General features: G+C 70.9%; 16 protein-coding genes and 1 pseudogene. 7 read left to right on the top strand and 10 right to left on the bottom strand.

All coding sequences use genetic code 11. The annotated features are described in order from the left end of the window. The first annotated feature begins 140 nt into the window (after positions 1-140). Positions 141-533 (top strand): SRPBCC family protein, encoded by a 393-nt coding sequence (locus tag ACFPIJ_RS50300; RefSeq protein ID WP_380126580.1) that lies wholly within the window; start codon positions 141-143, stop codon positions 531-533. On the opposite strand, the gene ACFPIJ_RS50295 is transcribed toward ACFPIJ_RS50300, so the two are convergent. The 4 genes from ACFPIJ_RS50295 to ACFPIJ_RS50280 are packed head-to-tail and all read right to left on the bottom strand — an operon-like array spanning position 530 to position 4,615. After that, positions 530-1,546, bottom strand: a complete 1,017-nt coding sequence (locus ACFPIJ_RS50295) for a LacI family DNA-binding transcriptional regulator (protein ID WP_380126579.1) — start codon at positions 1,544-1,546, stop codon at positions 530-532. The genes ACFPIJ_RS50300 and ACFPIJ_RS50295 overlap by 4 nt on opposite strands. A gap of 20 nt (positions 1,547-1,566) precedes the next feature. Continuing rightward, positions 1,567-2,403, bottom strand: coding sequence for a carbohydrate ABC transporter permease (locus ACFPIJ_RS50290; protein WP_380126578.1), 837 nt, complete (start codon positions 2,401-2,403; stop codon positions 1,567-1,569). Next, on the bottom strand, positions 2,400-3,317 hold the full coding sequence (locus ACFPIJ_RS50285) for a carbohydrate ABC transporter permease (RefSeq protein WP_380126577.1): 918 nt from the start codon (positions 3,315-3,317) through the stop codon (positions 2,400-2,402). Before ACFPIJ_RS50285 ends, ACFPIJ_RS50290 begins: the two co-directional genes overlap by 4 nt. Beyond that, on the bottom strand, positions 3,314-4,615 hold the full coding sequence (locus ACFPIJ_RS50280; RefSeq protein WP_380126576.1) for an ABC transporter substrate-binding protein: 1,302 nt from the start codon (positions 4,613-4,615) through the stop codon (positions 3,314-3,316). The genes ACFPIJ_RS50285 and ACFPIJ_RS50280 overlap by 4 nt, the downstream gene beginning before the upstream one ends. Before the next feature lie 188 nt (positions 4,616-4,803). Here ACFPIJ_RS50280 and ACFPIJ_RS50275 point away from each other — a divergent pair, with 188 nt between their 5' ends. Together ACFPIJ_RS50275 and ACFPIJ_RS50270 are read left to right on the top strand one after the other, a co-directional pair. Beyond that, complete coding sequence (locus tag ACFPIJ_RS50275; protein WP_380126575.1) at positions 4,804-6,771, top strand: beta-galactosidase; 1,968 nt, start codon at positions 4,804-4,806, stop codon at positions 6,769-6,771. A gap of 1 nt (position 6,772) precedes the next feature. Then, positions 6,773-7,504 (top strand): DeoR family transcriptional regulator, encoded by a 732-nt coding sequence (locus tag ACFPIJ_RS50270; RefSeq protein WP_380126574.1) that lies wholly within the window; start codon positions 6,773-6,775, stop codon positions 7,502-7,504. Here the strand turns inward: ACFPIJ_RS50270 and ACFPIJ_RS50265 are convergent. Continuing rightward, positions 7,476-8,588 (bottom strand): glycoside hydrolase family 53 protein, encoded by a 1,113-nt coding sequence (locus ACFPIJ_RS50265; protein ID WP_380126573.1) that lies wholly within the window; start codon positions 8,586-8,588, stop codon positions 7,476-7,478. The two genes, ACFPIJ_RS50270 and ACFPIJ_RS50265, sit on opposite strands and share 29 nt — an antisense overlap. Before the next feature lie 154 nt (positions 8,589-8,742). Further along, positions 8,743-9,870: a glycosyltransferase gene (locus tag ACFPIJ_RS50260; protein WP_380126572.1), complete on the bottom strand. Its 1,128-nt coding sequence runs from the start codon at positions 9,868-9,870 to the stop codon at positions 8,743-8,745. 310 nt (positions 9,871-10,180) lie between these two features. Here ACFPIJ_RS50260 and ACFPIJ_RS50255 point away from each other — a divergent pair, with 310 nt between their 5' ends. The 4 genes and pseudogenes from ACFPIJ_RS50255 to ACFPIJ_RS50240 all read left to right on the top strand — a co-directional run bounded on the left by ACFPIJ_RS50255 (position 10,181) and on the right by ACFPIJ_RS50240 (position 11,797). Beyond that, entirely contained in the window at positions 10,181-10,384 is a 204-nt protein-coding gene (locus ACFPIJ_RS50255) for a cold-shock protein (RefSeq protein WP_203845255.1), read from the top strand. Between the two features lie 112 nt (positions 10,385-10,496). Continuing rightward, complete coding sequence (locus ACFPIJ_RS50250; protein WP_380126571.1) at positions 10,497-11,168, top strand: sugar-binding domain-containing protein; 672 nt, start codon at positions 10,497-10,499, stop codon at positions 11,166-11,168. Then, positions 11,165-11,221 (top strand): annotated as a pseudogene (locus tag ACFPIJ_RS50245) (hypothetical protein); the annotation flags it as partial. The gene ACFPIJ_RS50250 and the pseudogene ACFPIJ_RS50245, both read left to right, overlap by 4 nt. Positions 11,222-11,311: 90 nt before the next feature. Beyond that, entirely contained in the window at positions 11,312-11,797 is a 486-nt protein-coding gene (locus tag ACFPIJ_RS50240) for an AbfB domain-containing protein (protein ID WP_380126591.1), read from the top strand. On the opposite strand, the gene purE is transcribed toward ACFPIJ_RS50240, so the two are convergent. The 4 genes from purE to ACFPIJ_RS50220 all read right to left on the bottom strand — a co-directional run bounded on the left by purE (position 11,766) and on the right by ACFPIJ_RS50220 (position 16,120). Next, positions 11,766-12,281, bottom strand: coding sequence for a 5-(carboxyamino)imidazole ribonucleotide mutase (gene purE, locus ACFPIJ_RS50235; RefSeq protein ID WP_380126570.1), 516 nt, complete (start codon positions 12,279-12,281; stop codon positions 11,766-11,768). The genes ACFPIJ_RS50240 and purE overlap by 32 nt on opposite strands. Further along, entirely contained in the window at positions 12,278-13,408 is a 1,131-nt protein-coding gene (locus ACFPIJ_RS50230; RefSeq protein WP_380126569.1) for a 5-(carboxyamino)imidazole ribonucleotide synthase, read from the bottom strand. The genes purE and ACFPIJ_RS50230 overlap by 4 nt, the downstream gene beginning before the upstream one ends. Positions 13,409-13,473: 65 nt before the next feature. Next, positions 13,474-14,022: a hypothetical protein gene (locus ACFPIJ_RS50225; RefSeq protein WP_380126568.1), complete on the bottom strand. Its 549-nt coding sequence runs from the start codon at positions 14,020-14,022 to the stop codon at positions 13,474-13,476. Positions 14,023-14,152: 130 nt separating this feature from the next. Beyond that, positions 14,153-16,120 carry a thioredoxin domain-containing protein gene (locus ACFPIJ_RS50220; RefSeq protein WP_380126567.1) on the bottom strand — a complete coding sequence of 656 codons (1,968 nt, stop codon included), beginning with the start codon at positions 16,118-16,120 and terminating at the stop codon, positions 14,153-14,155. Between the last annotated feature and the right edge of the window lie 57 nt (positions 16,121-16,177).

Genomic DNA, 16,177 nt, shown 5'->3' with positions numbered 1-16,177 from the left:
GTGGGCTCTGGGTGGCTGCTCGGCTTCGCCTTCGCTCCCCCGTGGGGGACCTTCGCTCCACCTCGGGATCACAAGTCGATTCGTGGTGGAGTTGTGGTGGGTGGGTCGCGGAAGGGGTGGGGGCGGGGCAGGATCGGGGGATGACGGAGTCGCGGCATGTCAGCACCCACATCGATCGGTCGGCGGCGGAGGTTTATGCCTATGCGTCGGATCCGAGGAACCTGCCGGCGTGGGCGCCCGGGTTGTTGAAGTCCGTGGAGCAGGTCGACGGGCAGTGGGTGGCCGACTCGGACATGGGGCGGATCCTGTTGGACTGGGCGCCGGACAATCCGTACGGGGTGCTCGACCATCACGTGACGGTGCCGTCGGGGCAGACGTTCTACAACCCGATGCGGGTGACGGCCGACGGCGACGGCAGTGAGGTCGTGTTCAGCGTGCGGCGGCAGCCGGAGATGACCGACGCGGAGTTTGACCGGGACTGCGCCGCGGTCCAGGCCGACCTCGACGCGCTGCGGGACATTCTGCAGGGTTAGGCCGACTCCCGGACGACCAGTTCGGTGGGGACGATGACGGCGGCTGGGCTCTCCCCGTCGATGAGGCTCAGCAGGAGCCGGACCATTTCGGCGCTGATGCGGGGGTACGACTGGCGCACCGTCGTCAGCGGCGGCTGGGTCGTCAGGGCGACCTGGCTGTCGTCGAAGCCGCCGACCGCGACGTCCTCGGGGATGCGCTTGCCCGCCAGTTGCAGCACGGTGATGGCGCCGGCGGCCATGAGGTCCGAGGCGACGAAGACCGCGTCCAGGTCCGGGGCCTGCGCAAGGAGGCGGCGCATCGCGGCCTCGCCGCCGGCGCGGGTGTAGTCGCCGTGGGCGATCAGGGCCGGGTCGGACTCGCCGAGTGCCTCGCGGTAGCCGGCCAGGCGTTCGATGCCGCCGGGGGTGTCGAGGGGGCCGGTGATCGTGGCGATCCGGCGGCGGCCGGTGGAGCGCAGGTATTCGACCATCTGCCGCGCGCCGTCGCGGTCGTCGGCGGCGACGTAGGCGGCCTGCCGCTCGTAGCCGAGGGGCTTGCCGCAGGCGACGACCGGCAGGCCGCGGCTGAGCAGCTCCGGGATGAGCGGGTTGCCGCTGTGCGTGGAGACGAGCAGGGCGCCGTCGACGTGGCCGCCGGTCAGGTAGCGGCCGAGGCGCTTGCGGTCCTCGAGGCTGCTGGCGAGGGTCAGCAGCAGCGTGATGTCGTGCTTGGCCAGCGCCTGGGTGCAGCCGTGCAGCAGGACGTTGAAGTTGGGGTCCTCGAAGAGCCGGTCCTGCGGCTCGGACAAGATGAAGGCGACCGACTGCGAGCGCTGCGTGACGAGGCTGCGGGCGTGCTGGTTCACGACGTAGCCGGTCTTGCGCATGGCCTTCTCGACCGCCTCCTGGGCGGCGTCGCTGACGTCGCGGCCGCCGTTGAGGACCCGGGACACGGTGCCCCGGGACACCCCGGCCGCCGCCGCCACATCGTTGATGGTGGGACGGCGGGCGGGGCGGCGACGTGGTTCGGGCACGACGACATTCTGCACCAGCTTCAGCCCTTTACTGCTCCGGACAGCAGGTCCACCCGCCAGTACCGCTGCAGGGTCAGGAAGAGCACGACCAGCGGCAGGATCGACAGCAGCGCCCCGGTGACGACCAGGGTGTAGAGCGCGGGCGTGGTGTTGCCCTGGTTGAGCATCGTGTAGAGCCCGACGGTGACGGGGAACCGGTCGTCGGAGGTGAGCATGATGAACGGCAGCAGGAAGTTGTTCCAGATCGCGACGAACTGGAACAGGAACACGGTGACCAGCCCGGGGATCATCGACGGCACCGCGATGCTGGCGAAGATCCGCAGTTCGCCGGCGCCGTCGGCGCGGGCCGCCTCGATGAGCGAGTCGGGCACCGCGGCGGCGGCGTAGATCCGGGCGAGGTAGATGCCGTAGGGGCTCAGCACGCTCGGCAGCAGCACCGACAGGTAGCTGTCGGTGAGCTGGAACTTCGCCAGGAGCAGATACTGCGGGATCGCCAGGACCACGGCCGGCACGAGCACCCCGGCGAGCAGGACGTTGAAGACCACCGAGCGGCCCGGGAAGCGGTACTTGGCGAGGGTGTACCCGGTGAGCCCGGAGACGGCGGTGGACAGCAGCGCGCCCACCCCGGCGTACAGCGCCGTGTTGAGGATCCAGCGCCAGTACATGCCGGACTGGTATTCCGACAGGTCCTGGAGGTTGTCCAGCAGCGCGGTGCCGGGGGCGAGGGTGAAGCTGTGGAACAGTTCCGCGTTGGTCTTCGACGCGGCGGTGATGACCCAGACGATCGGCAGCAGGCAGTAGAGCGCGCCGATCAGCAGCACCGCCGTGGGCACCCACGAAGAGCGGCGGGCGGTCATTGCTCGGATCCGAACGCGCGGCGCTGCACCAGTTGCAGGAAGCCGAACGAGAACACCAGCGTGACCAGGGCGAGCACGACCGAGGCGGCGGCCGCCGAGTGGATGTCGTCGCGGGCGAACGCGTCCTGGTAGATCTTCATCAGCGGGGTCCAGTTCGACGGGAGGGCGTTCGTCAGCGGGCGCAGCGTGGTCGGCTCGCTGAACACCTGCAGGGTGGCGATGAGCGAGAAGACGAAGGTCATGATGAGCGCCGGGGTGAGCATCGGGATCTTGATCCGCCAGGCGATCTGCGCCTCGGTGGCACCGTCGAGGCGGGCGGCCTCGTACATCTCGGTCGGCACCGCCCGCAGCGCGGTGTAGAGCACGATCATGTTGAACCCGGTGCCGCCCCACACGGCGATGTTGGCGATGGAGAAGTAGATGCTGGTGGGGCCGAGCAGGTTCACCGGGTCGCCGCCCGCCTGGACCAGCAGCCACTGCCCGGGGCCGACCGACGGCAGGTAGATGAACCCCCACATGAGGCTGGCGATGACGGCCGGCACCGCGTAGGGCAGGAAGATCGCGATCCGGGAGAACCTGCGGGCCCGGGCCCTGGGCAGGTCCAGCAGCAGCGCGAAGAGCAGCGCGAGGCCGAGCATCGTCGGCACGAGCAGCCCGCCGTAGATGAGCACCCGCACCGCGCTGCGCCAGAACTCGTCGTCGTCCAGCACGGCCCGGTAGTTCGCCAGGCCGGCGAAGGACTCGCTGCGGGCGGCGGCGCCGAGCCCCAGCCCGGACACCTTCACCCGGCGCAGCGACAGGTAAACGGTGTAGCCGATGGGCACGACCATGAAGACGGCGAAGAGCACGATGGCCGGGCTGAGGAAGGCGTACGGCACCCGGGTGGGCGCCGTACGCGTCGGACGTCGTGTCATCCCGAGACCTTGAAGCCGTTCTTCTTCAGGTCGTCGACGGTGGCCTTCTGCATCTGGTCCACGGCCGGACCGAAGGCGGTCTTTCCCGTGATGGCCTTGGCGAAGGCGTCCTTGTACGTGGCGTAGGTGACGTTCACGTTCGGGCCCCACGTGACGCCGGCGGCGGTGCCCGCGAACTGCTGGGCGAGGGTGTAGAACTCGGGCTGGTTGCTGAAGAACGCCGGCGGCTTGGCGAGGGCCCCGCCGGACTGCGCGGCGGTCGCGGCCGGGTAGATGCCGCCCTCGGTGATCAGGCCGGTGACGGCGGCCGGGTCGGTGTTGAGCCACACGGCGAACTGGGTGGCCTGCGCGATGTGCTTGCTCTTCGCGGCCACGGCGGTGGACGAGCCGCCCCAGCTGCCGGTCTTGTGCTCGCCGGCGGTCCACTGCGGCAGCTCGGCGATGGCCCACTTGCCCGCCGTGTCGGGTGCGTTGCCGGCCAGGACGCCCGGGCCCCAGACCGCGCTCGGCCAGGCGATCAGGGTGCCGTCGTTGAGTGCCTTGTTCCATTCGGGGGTGTACATCGGCTGGCTGTCGACGTCACCCGCGGCGACGAGGCCGCTCCAGTAGTCGGCGAGCTTCCTGGTCGCCGGGTCGTCGACGTGCACCGACCAGGTGTCGCCGCTGACGCCGAACCACTGGGCGCCGGCCTGCTGGGCGAGGCCGGCGAACCAGCCGGGGTCACCGGCGGAGAACGTGGTCAGGCGCCGCTTCGGGTCCTTCTGCTTCACCTGCTTGGCGACCTGGGCGAACTCGTCCCAGGTCTTGGGGACCTGCAGGCCGAGGTCCTTGAACAGGTCGGCGCGGTAGTACAGCATCATCGGCCCGGAGTCCTGCGGGATCGCGTAGACCGCGTCGGTGCCGAGCGTGATCGTGCTCCACACGCCGGGCGCGAACTTCGACTTGGCGTCGCCGGCGTGCTTGGTGAGGTCGGCCGCGGCGCCGTTGCTGACCAGGGTCGGCAGCGCCTGGTACTCGGCCTGGAAGAGGTCCGGCGGGTTGCCGGCCTTGTGGGCGGTGAGGACCTTCGTGACCTCCTCGTCGCCCTGCGCCTGCTTGCTGACGGTGACGTGGATGTCGGGGTGGGCGGTGTTCCACTGCGCCACGACCTTGTCGATGCCGGGCACCCAGGACCAGAAGGTCAGCTCGACCTTGCCGCCCGCGTCGGTGGCGTCGTCGCCACCGGTGCTGCAGGCGGAGGAGAGCAGGAGTGTGCCGGCCGTGGCCGCGAGCAGCAACGCGCGGATCTTCGGCTTCATGAGGGTCTCCAACTGCGATCGTCGTCGCGTGAACGGGGGTGAACGACCGTGAGCGCTCACAGTTTTGGCCGTGCTATGCACGGTGTCAAGACGTTGCGCATCTCTGAATTCGACCGGTACAACATGCGATACTGAATCCGGACGAGGTCTGGGAACGTTCACGGTTCGCGCGATGAGGAGCAACAAAGATGGCGCCAGCGGAGCAGCCGCGGCCCTCGGGGTGGCCGTATCCACGGGGGCTGGACGCGATCGCGTACGGCGGTGACTACGCCCCGGAGCAGTGGCCCGAGGAGGTCTGGGCGCAGGACGTCGAGCTCATGCGGGTCGCCGGGGTCAACCTCGTCAGCATCGGGATCTTCAGCTGGGCACTGATCGAGCCGGACGAGGGCCGCTACACGTTCGAGTGGCTCGACCGCGCCCTCGAACTGCTGCACGGCAACGGGATCCGGGTCGATCTGGCCACGCCGACGGCGGCGCCACCACCCTGGTTCGCGCACCACCACCCCGGCGCCCGGCTGGTCGACCGCGCCGGGCACGTCCTCGGCCAGGGCGGCCGGCAGAGCTTCTGCCCCAGCTCGCCGGACTACGCCCGGGCCTCCGCCGCCATCGCCGAGCAGCTCGGCCGGCGCTACGGCGGGCACCCCGCCGTCGCGCTGTGGCACGTGCACAACGAGTTCGCCGGGGTCAACGCGCACTGCTACTGCGACACGTGCGCGGCCGCCTTCCGGGAGTGGCTGCGGGACCGGCACGGCGACCTGGCGACGCTCAACGCGGCGTGGGGCACCACGTTCTGGGGCCAGCGCTACGGCGACTGGGCCCAGATCGAGCCGCCGCGGGCCGCGCCGACCGCGGTCAACCCCGCCCAGCAGCTGGACTACCTGCGGTTCTGCTCCGACACGCACCTGGCCAACTACCGGCGCGAGCGCGACGCACTCCGGCGGCACTCGCCGGGCGTACCGATCACGACCAACTTCATGATCGCCAACTGCAAGTGGCTGGACTACTGGAAGTGGGCCGGCGAGGTCGACATCGTCGCCAACGACCACTACCTGGACGCCGCCCGCGAGGACCGGCACGTCGAGCTGGCCATGTGCGCCGACCTCACCCGCAGCCTCGCCGGCGGCGAGCCGTGGCTGCTGATGGAGCACTCCACCGGCGCGGTCAACTGGCAGCCGCGCAACATCGCCAAGCGCCCCGGCGAGCTGGCCCGCAACAGCCTGTCCCACGTGGCCCGCGGCGCCGACGGGGTGCTGTTCTTCCAGTGGCGGGCCTCGCGCTTCGGCGCGGAGAAGTTCCACTCGGCGATGCTGCCGCAGGGCGGCACCGGCACCCGGATCTGGCGCGAGGTCACCGAGCTCGGCGGGCGGCTGGCCGGGCTCGGCGCGCTGCGCGGCACCCGGGTCGCGGCCGACGTCGCCGTCGTCTGGGACTGGGAGTCGTGGTGGGCCCTGGAGCTGGAGTGGCGCCCGTCGGTCGACCTGCAGTTCCGGGAGCGGATCGAGGCCTACTACGGGCAGCTGTGGCGGGACCACCTGACCGTCGACTTCGTGCACCCCGAGGCCGACCTCGGCCGCTACCGCCTGGTGGTGGTGCCGACGCTGTACCTGACCACCGAGGCCGCCGCGAAGAACCTCGACGCCTACGTCACCTGCGGCGGGACGCTGCTGGTGTCGTACTTCTCCGGCGTGGTCGACGCCAACGACACCGTGCCCGACGGCCCGTATCCGGGAGCGCTGCGCGACCTGCTCGGCCTCACCGTCGAGGAGTTCCTGCCGCTGCGGGCCGGCGAGCGGGTCGAGCTCAGCGACGGCTCCGCCGCGGACGTCTGGGCCGAGGCCGTGCTCCCGGCCGGCGCCGAGACGGTGCTGCACTACGTCGACGGCCCGGCACCCGGCGGCCCGGCCGTCACCCGGCACGCCCATGGGCGCGGCACCGCCTGGTACGTCTCCACCCGCCTCGGCGAGGAGGCTCTCGGGCGACTGATGCGGCAGGTGTACGACGGTGCCGGGCTGGACGCGCGACCAGACCTGCCGGACACCCTCGAGCTCGTGCGCCGCCCACCGTTCCGGTTCGCGATCAACCACGGCACGAGCCCGGTCGACGTTGACGGTGTCACCGTCGAGGCCGGTGCCGTCGCCGTGGTCGAGGAGGGGTGACGTGCTCATCGACCTGCGCCGCGCCCAGATCCTCGCCGACGCCCGGGAGCAGGGCGGCGTCAGCCTGCGGGAGCTGAGCCACCGGTTCGCGGTGTCCATCCCGACGATCCGCCGGGACCTGTCCGCCCTGGCCGACCAGGGCCTGGTCCAGCGGGTGCACGGCGGTGCGGTCGCGGTGCGCGCCCGCGCGGAGCGGGGCCCGGTCAGGATGCGCACCGCTGTGACGCACCCGCCCGCTTCGGTTCCGGCCCCTGTCGAGAACGCCGCCGGCGCAGGGGTCGCCGGCGCGGGGGTCGCCGGCGCGGGGGTCGCCGGCGAGGTCTACGTGGCGCGGCCGGTGCTGTCACCGGCCGAGGCCGCGGCGCTGGTGACACCCGGGATGGCGGTCGGCGTCTCGGGCGGCTCGGCGGCCGTGCGCCTCGCCGAGCTGCTCGACGACGTGGCCGACCTGACCGTGGTGACACCGGTCGTCGCCATTGCCGCGGCGGTGCGCAACCGGGCGACCGTCGTCGTGCTGGTCGGCGGGGTGCGCACGCCGAGCGGCAGCCACGCCGGGCCGCTCGCCCAGGCGACCCTCGCGCAGCTCAACCTCGACCTGGCGGTCGTGGAGCTGCGCGACCCGGCGACGACCGGTGACGCGCTGGCCGCCCAGACCGAACTGGCCCTGGTCCAGCGCGCCACCGCCGCCGCGTTCGTGCAGAGCGCTACGGGGTCCAGACCACGTTCGGGTTGACCTGCCCGGTCCAGTTGAAGACCGCCATGTTGTCCCACTGGTTGCCGGTGCCGTTGATGTTCGCCGGGTCCCAGCCGTTGCCGGGGACCGCATACCAGGTGGGCTCCCAGTAGAAGACCCCGATCGCGCCGGCGCCGCGGGCGGTGTTCTGCACGGCGGTGAAGTTGGCCGCCTGCCCGGCCCAGGTCGCCGGGTAGCCGGAGCAGGTGCTGTTCACCGAGTTGGCCTCGCCGTCGGCGTTGGCCGAGGTGAACGGATACGCGGTCTCCGCGAGCACGACCGGCTTGCCGTAGCGGGTGCGCACGTCGGTGATGACCGTGGCCAGGTTCGACAGCGTGCCGTGCCACATGCAGTAGTACGACAGCCCGGTGATGTCCCAGGCGACCCCCTTGGCGGTGATGCCGTCGTAGAACCAGCGGGCGTTGGCCTGGCTGTCGGCGTCGGCCGTGTGGATGATGACCTTCGTGCCGCCGTTGCACGCCTTGGTCGCGTTGTAACCGGCCTTCAGCAGCAGGCTGAGGTTGGTGAAGTTGTTGTTGACGACCTTGCCGTCGTTCCACAGCATGCCGACGTTGATCTCGTTGCCGATCTGCACGCTGTCCGGCGTGGTGCCCTGCGCCTTGAGCGCGGTGCAGACGTTGTACGTGTAGTTGTAGACGTCGGTCTGCAGCGCCGCGATGCCGTGGCTCGCCCACGCCGCCGGCTTGTACTGCTTCCCCGGGTCGGCCCAGGTGTCGGAGTAGTGGAAGTCGACCATCAGCGCGAGCCCCTTGGCCTTCACCCGCTTGGCGTCGATCAGCACCTTCGCGAGGTTGTTGTAGCCGCTGGCGGGGTTGTTCCAGATCCGGAGCCGGGCGTAGTTGACGCCGGCGCCCTTGAGCACGTCGAGCGGGTCGGCGGCGGTGCCGGCCGCGGTGTAGTACTTGGCGCCCAGGTCGAGGCTGCGCTGCAGGGACGAGACGTCCGCGCCGCGCATGGTGAGGGTGGTGGCCGCGGTGGCGGGCGCGGCCGGGGTCAGCGCTGGGGCGGCGGCGCCCAGCAGGAGCGCGCCCACGAGGGCCGCAAGGCGGGGACTTCGGCGCACAGGAACTCCTTCGGGGTGATGTTCCGTGAACGCTCCCAGTCTCAATTCGGCTATCTACATGTGTCAAGGATCCACATGGCGCTCAGATCCCGGGAGCGCTCACGGAGCGACGGCACGCGGACCCGCCGTGGGGCGGGTCCGGGTGCGGACGTGCTCAGGCCTTGGAGGTGGCGTCCTGCAGCGTCGCGGCCAGCGCGAGATAGCGCGTGGCGATGGTGTCCCAGTCGGTGCCGGCGGTGCGCCGCAGGCCTTCCGCCCGCATGCCCGCCACCAGGTCCGGGTCGGTGAACAGCCGCTTGAGCGCGGCACCGATCGCGGGGCCGTCGCGGTGCGGCACGAGCAGGCCCGCGCCGGTGCCGAGCAGCTCCACCGCGTGCTGGAACTTGGTCGCGATGACGGGCTTGCCCGCCGCGACCGCCTCGTGCAGCACGCCGGAGGACACCTGATCGGTCGTGTCATACGGCAGGACCACGACGTCGGCCCGGTCGACCAGGCGGGCGAGCGCCGGCGGGTCCGCATACGAGCGCTCGAACCTGACCAGGTCCGCCACGCCGAACGCCCGGACCTTCTTGTACAGCCCCAACCGGTAGGACTCGCCCTCCTCGGAGAGCACCTTCGGATGCGTCTGGCCCGAGATCACGTAGCGCGGGCGCGGCGCGAGGTGCCTGACCTCGCGCATCCCGGCGATGGCCCACTCCACACCCTTGCCCGGGCCGAGCAGGCCCCAGGTGAGGACCATCGGCTCACCGGACGAGCTGATCGTGCGGATCGCCGGCTGCACCAGCGCACCGTGCGGGATGACGTGCACCTTGCCCGGGTCGACCGTGTAGGTCTCGTGCAGGCGCGTCCTGGCCGACTCGGTCGTGATGACCACGGCGCCGGCGAGCGAGGCCACGGTCTCCAGGACCCACTGCTGGTGCGGGGTCGGCCGGCGCAGCACGGTGTGCAGCACGATGATGCTGGGCGACCGGAGCCGGTGCAGCAGGTCGAGCACGCCGTCGCCGTCGTTGCCGTCGAAGATGCCGTATTCGTGGTTGACGATCACCACGTCGTGCCGGTCCAGCGCGGCGGCAGCGACCTCGGCGGAGCCGGCCGCGTTGGCCTGGAGGTGGGCGATCACCTCGGGCCGGTCGGTGAAGGTCGGCGAGTCGACGACCCGCACGACACCGACCCGGTCGACGCCCGCCGCGGCGGACAGCGCGGTGCTGAGCGCCCCCGCGAAGGCGGCGACACCGCACTGGGTCGGCGGGTATGTGCTCAACAGGCCGAAGGACGTGTTCACCGCGCCCACCTTTCGTCGGCGGGCTCGGCGCCAGGGATGAAAATGGCCGGACCTTCCGGGGTCACGGTACACCCGTCGCCTGGATCGGCCCTCGTCCGGTTCCCTCGTTCTGGCTGTTAGGCGCCTTTTGTAGTGGTAGAGTGTGAAGCGTTGCAGTTTTGGTTTCCGCATACTTTGCCAGCGCCTGGGTGGGTATCAGATGCCCTGGGCGCTTTTTTGCGTTCCAGCCCTGTCTTGGGATGAGGGTAATCAGCCGCAGCGACGCGGTGTCCACACGGTGTGGACACCATCAACCTGCGAGGAGCATCAAATGACTGTCGGCACCGTGAAGTGGTTCAACGCCGAAAAGGGCTTCGGATTCATCACGCCGGACGGCGGCGGCGCGGACCTGTTCGCGCACTACTCGGCCATCGCCACCGGCGGCTTCCGCAGCCTGGAGGAGAACCAGCGGGTCGAGTTCGAGGTGACCCAGGGCGCCAAGGGCCCGCAGGCCTCGAACATCCGCCCGGTCTGAGCCTCGCCGGCCCTGGCCGGCGATCACTCAAGGACAAGACAGACCACGCTGAAAGCTCACGCACCCGCGCCGCGGGTGCGTGAGCTTTTTTCATGCCCTCGCGTGAGGGATTTTGTGGGAGTTTCTCAACCCCGCCACCGACGGCGCCGGCAACGTCAACCGCAACGCGGCGCCGCCGCTGGGCCAGACGCTGCCCGAGCGGATCCTGGTGCCCTACCCGGTCGAGTCGGCGCTGTCCGGCATCATGCGCAACGACAACCGCGACCTGATGTTCTACCGGCGCACGTTCACCGTGCCGGCCGGCTGGAACGGCCGCCGGGTCCAGCTGCACTTCGGCGCGGTGGACTACGAGGCCACCGTCTGGGTCAACGGCACGCAGGTGACCACCCACAAGGGCGGCTACAACCGGTTCGAGGTCGACATCACCCCGCAGCTCAACGGCGGCGTCAACGAGATCGTGGTGCGGGTCTACGACCCGACGGACGGCCGCGGCGAGAAGCAGCCGATCGGCAAGCAGACCAACAACCCGAGCGGCATCTTCTACACCCCGACGTCCGGGATCTGGCAGACGGTCTGGCTGGAGCCGACCCCCGTGTCGTCGATCTACTCGGTCGACATCTACGCCAACCTGGCCAGCAACACCGCCCGGGTCCGGGTGTTCACCCGCGGCAACGTCACCGGCCACACGGTCTTCGCCGAGGCGCTCAACGGTTCAACCGTCGTCGGCACCGCCACCGGCGGGTTCACGGGCTCGCCGCCGGCGGCACGTCGTTCGAGTCGCTGAACTTCCCCGGCTCGTACCTCCGCCACTACGCCGACGACGTCTACCTCGCCCGCAGCGGCGGCCCGAACGCTTGGGACACCGCGACCGGCTTCGCCGCCGACGCGACCTGGAACACGGCCGTCCCGGCCCTGTGGCGCAGCTCGGTGCTGCTGCAGACCGACGTGCGCAAGTCGCTGCAGGTCACCACGTGGGGCTTCACCGACCGCTACCTGCGCCACGCCGACAGCCTCGCGTACACCGAGATCGTCAACGGTGGCAGCAGCGCGCTGCTGAAGGCCGACGCCACGTACACGGTCCGCCGGGGCCTCGCCGACTCGTCGTGCTACTCGTTCGAGTCGGTGAACTTCCCGGGCCAGTTCCTGCGGCACGCCGACAGCCGGGTCCGCAACGCGGTGAACGACGGCTCGGCCCTGTTCTCCGCCGACGCCACCTTCTGCGCCCGCCCGGGCGTCGGCGGCACCGGCATCACGTTCGAGTCGATCAACATCGCGGGCTCATACCTGCGGCACTTCGAGTCAGCGGTGTACATCTCCGCCGGCAACGGCACCGGTTTCCAGCGGCCACAGGCCCTCTCGGCCGACAGCAGCTGGAACCTGGCTAACCCTTGGAGCGAGTTTTCGTCGCCGTGACCTGCTGGCTGAGGGCGGCGTCCTTCTCCGCCACCATCGTTCGCAGCGCATCCTGGAAGTCGCGGACCTTCGCCAGCAGGGCGGGGTCCGCGGCGGCCAGGATGCGCACGGCCATGAGGCCGGCGTTGCGGGCGCCGCCGATCGCCATGGTGGCGACCGGGATGCCGGCCGGCATCTGCACGATCGACATCAGCGAGTCCATGCCGTCCAGATACTTGAGCGGCACGGGGACGCCGATGACCGGCAGGGGGGTCACGGAGGCGACCATGCCGGGCAGGTGCGCCGCGCCGCCCGCGCCGGCGATGATGACCTTCAGCCCGCGGTCGGCGGCCTGGCCGGCGTAGTCGAGCATCAGGTGCGGCGTCCGGTGCGCGGACACGACCCGCACCTCATGGGCGATGCCGAACTCGTCCAGCGCCTCGGCGGCCAGGCGCATCACGGGCCAGTCCGAGTCGCTGCCCATGATGATGCCGACGTCGGTCAATGCTCATACCCTTCTTCGAGGATGCGGGCGGCCCTGGCGGCGCGCCGGCGGCAGTCTTCCAGGTCGTCGCCGAGGACCGTCACATGGCCGATCTTGCGGCCGGGGCGGACCTGCTTGCCGTAGAGGTGGACCTTCGCGCCGGGCTCCTCGGCGAAGAGGTGGTGCAGCCGCTCGTCGATCGACATGCCGCCGGGGGCGCCGCCGAGGACGTTGGCCATCACGACGGCCGGTGCGGTGAGCCGGGTGTCGCCCATCGGGTAGTCGAGCACGGCCCGCAGGTGCTGCTCGAACTGCGAGGTCCTGGCGCCCTCGATGGTCCAGTGCGCGGAGTTGTGCGGGCGCATCGCCAGCTCGTTGACCAGGATCCGGCCGTCGGTCGTCTCGAACAGCTCGACGGCGAGCACGCCGACCACGCCGAGGCGGGTGGCGAGGTCGATGGCGAGCCGCTGCGCCTCGATCGCGAGGTCCTCGTCCAGGTCCGGGGCGGGCGCGAGCACCTCGACGCAGATGCCGTCCTTCTGGACGGTCTCGACGACCGGGTAGGCGGCGACCTGGCCCAGCGGCGACCTGGCGACGACGGCGGCCAGCTCCCGCTTGAGCTGGACCAGTTCCTCGCCGATCAGGTCCTGGTGGTCTGGGAGGTCTTTGCTTGAGTGGGCTTTGAACACGCCGCGGCCGTCGTAGCCGCCGGTGGCGGTCTTCACGATGATCGGCCAGCCGACCTCGTCGCCGAAGGCCTTGATGTCCCCTGCCGTCCACTTGGGCACGGGGAAGCCCAGCTCCGCCAGGTGCGTGCGCATCTCGCGCTTGTTCTGGGCGAACCGCAGCGCGTCCGCGCCGGGCAGCAGGGTGACACCCTCGGCGGCGAGGGTGCGGATGAGGTCGCCGGGCACGTGCTCGTGGTCGAAGGTGACCACGTCGCAGCCCTTCGCGAAGGCCCGGACCGTGTCGAGGTCGTCGTGCCGGCCGATGACCACGTCGGCGGCGACGAGCGCGGCCCCGTCGTCGGCGGAGACGGCGAGCACCCGCAGCGACTGGCCGAGGGCGATGGCGGCCTGGTGGGTCATGCGGGCCAGCTGGCCGCCGCCCACCATGCCCACGACGGGGAGTCCGGTTCGCGAGTCCATAGGCTGGTGAGCCTAACGTTTTCCGGTCGCGGCGCCCTCCTCGCGGGCGCCGCGACCGGCGCGGATCACACTGAGGGGCCTTGCTTGCGCAGTTCCTCCACCTGGGTCATGGCCTGGCGGAGCTCGGCCAGCCAGGATTCGGTGTGCTGGCCGACCAGGGCGACGCACCAGGCCAGGGCCTCGGAGCGGGACCTGGCCACGCCGGAGTCGACGAGCGTGTCCAGGACCTGCCGCTCCGCCTGCCGGAGGCGCGTCATCACCGGCGCGGAGAACGTGGTGAACAGCTCGCGGGTCTCGCCGACCCGCACGCCCCACGCCACCTTGCGCTGGTAACGCCGCTCCAGCTGCTGCGCGATGCCGATCCGCTGGTCCCGGGTGGTCTCCCGGAACCCGGCGATGCGGCCCTGCTCGGCGGCGGCCCGGTCGCCGTCGCTCGCGTCGTCCGCCAGGGTGGGCTCACTGAGCCGCCCGACGATGGTGATCTCGTCACGGTCGATGGTGATCTCGGCGGGCCCGGTGAACCAGCCCTCGGGCAGCGCGCCGCCGATCCAGGCGGGCGCGTCGGTGGCCGGCGGTGGCTGCTCGGCGCGGGGCCGCCATTCTCCTCGTCGCATGTGCTTACTCCCTTGCTCGCGTATCGCTGATTACACGATTACACCGTTACAAGGGCATGCCAAGGGCAGGCGTGTTCGCCTGACGCTGAACTGTTCGCTGAACCCGCTTGGTCGCTGAACCGCTTGTTGCTCAGCCCAGACCCGCGACCAGGTCCTCCAGGGCGGTCACCGGCGTGTCGCACACGAAGTTGCGGCAGACGTAGGCGGTGGGCAGGTTGTCGCGCTGGATCCGCGCCTCCAGCAGCGGCACCCCCGGCGCGTCCGGCGGGCCCGCGACGACCACGGCACCCGGCGGCGCGTGCCACCAGGCGGCGGCGACGAGCGGGTCGTTGCGGTCGTCGGTGGCGATCGCGATCTCATACGGGCCGGACAGCAGCGCCTCGCCGACCGAGCAGGCGTAGCCGGTGAACCGGCCGTGGGTCGCCGCGACCATCGCCACCGTGGCGAGCGCCCGCTCGGCCGCCTCCCGCCTGGTCACGTCCGCCGTCAGCGCCGAGTAGGTGACCAGCGCGGCCGCGATCGCGGACAGGCCGGACGGGGTCGCGTTGTCGGTGACGTCGGCGGGCCGGCTGACCAGCCGCTCCGCGTCGTCGGCGGTGTCGAAGAACCCGCCGGCCGGGTCCGCGAACCGCTCCAGGGCCACGTCCAGCAGCCGTCCCGCCAGGGTCAGCCACTCGCCGTCGCCGGTCGCCTGGTGCACCGCGCAGAACGCCTCGGCGACCGCGCCGTAGTCCTCCAGCACGCCGGCGGGCGTCCCGACCACACCGTTACGGGACACCCGTCGCAGCCGGCCGTCCACGATGTGCACGTCGGCCAGATACCTGGCCGTGTCGACGGCGAGCTGAACGGCCGGCGGATCGCCGTACACCTGGCCGAACTCGATCAGAGCGGTGATCGCCAACCCGTTCCACGCCGCGACGATCTTGCCGTCCCGGCCCGGCTGCGGCCTGGCGTCCCGGGCGGCCAGCAGGCGCTGCTTGATGTCCAGCCAGCGCTCCAGGTTGAGCGGGTCCTCGGGCAGCTGCAGCACCGAGGCGCCGTGCTCGAACGTGCCGTCCGCGGTCACCTCGAGCAGGTAGCGGGCCCAGGCGCCGTCGATCTCGCCGAGGACCTCGTCGATCTGCGCCGGCGTCCACGCGTAGGTCAGGCCCTCGACGCCGTCGGTGTCCGCGTCCAGCGCCGAGATGAACCCGTGCCCGTCGTGCAGGTCACGCCGCAGGAAGTCGGCGACCTCCCCGGCGACCCGCCGAGCGGTGCCGCCACCGGCGATGCGGTGCAGCTGCACATACACCCGCAGCAGCAACGCGTTGTCGTAGAGCATCTTCTCGAAGTGCGGCACCGTCCACGTGCCGTCCACGGCATACCGCGCGAAACCGCCGGCGAGCTGGTCGTACATGCCGCCACGGGCCATCCGCTCGCAGGTGTACCGCACGATGTCGAGCACCTCGTCGTCACGGGTGCGCTGGTGGTACCGCAGCAAAAAGAGCAAGTTCATGTGCGGTGGGAACTTCGGCGCGCCACCGAACCCGCCGTGCTCCTTGTCGTAGCTCTTGACGAGGCTCTGCGCCGCCGCGTCCAGCACGCCCTCGTGCATCGGGTTCGCCGGCGGTTTCGCGGCGATCTGCCGGATCGCGTCGACCACTTTCGCGCTCTGCTCCCGCACCGCCTCGTTCTGCCCGCGCCACGCGTCGGACACCGCCCTGACGAGCCGCTCGAACGCGTCGCGCGGGAAATAGGTGCCGCAGAAGAACGGCTCCCCGTCGGGCGTGGCGAACACCGTCATCGGCCAGCCGCCCTGCCCGGTCATCGCCTGCGTCGCGGTCATGTACACCGCGTCGACGTCGGGCCGCTCCTCCCGGTCCACCTTGATCGGCACCGTCAGCTCGTTGACGAGCGCGGCGACGCCCTCATGCTCGAACGACTCGTGCGCCATCACGTGACACCAGTGGCACGCCGAGTAACCCACGCTGATCAGGACCGGGACGTCCCGCCGCCGGGCTTCCGCGAAGGCGTCGTCCCCCCACGGCCACCAGTCGACCGGGTTGTCCTTGTGCTGCTGCAGATAGGGCGAGGTCGCGTCGGCAAGACGGTTGGCCATGCCTTCAGCCTCTCATGCACGACACGCTCGGACGTCGGCACTTGACATGGCAGCCTG

This window comes from Dactylosporangium cerinum, from assembly GCF_042653625.1.
GTDB lineage: Bacteria > Actinomycetota > Actinomycetes > Mycobacteriales > Micromonosporaceae > Dactylosporangium > Dactylosporangium cerinum.
This window is presented reverse-complemented; position numbering and strand designations above follow the sequence as displayed.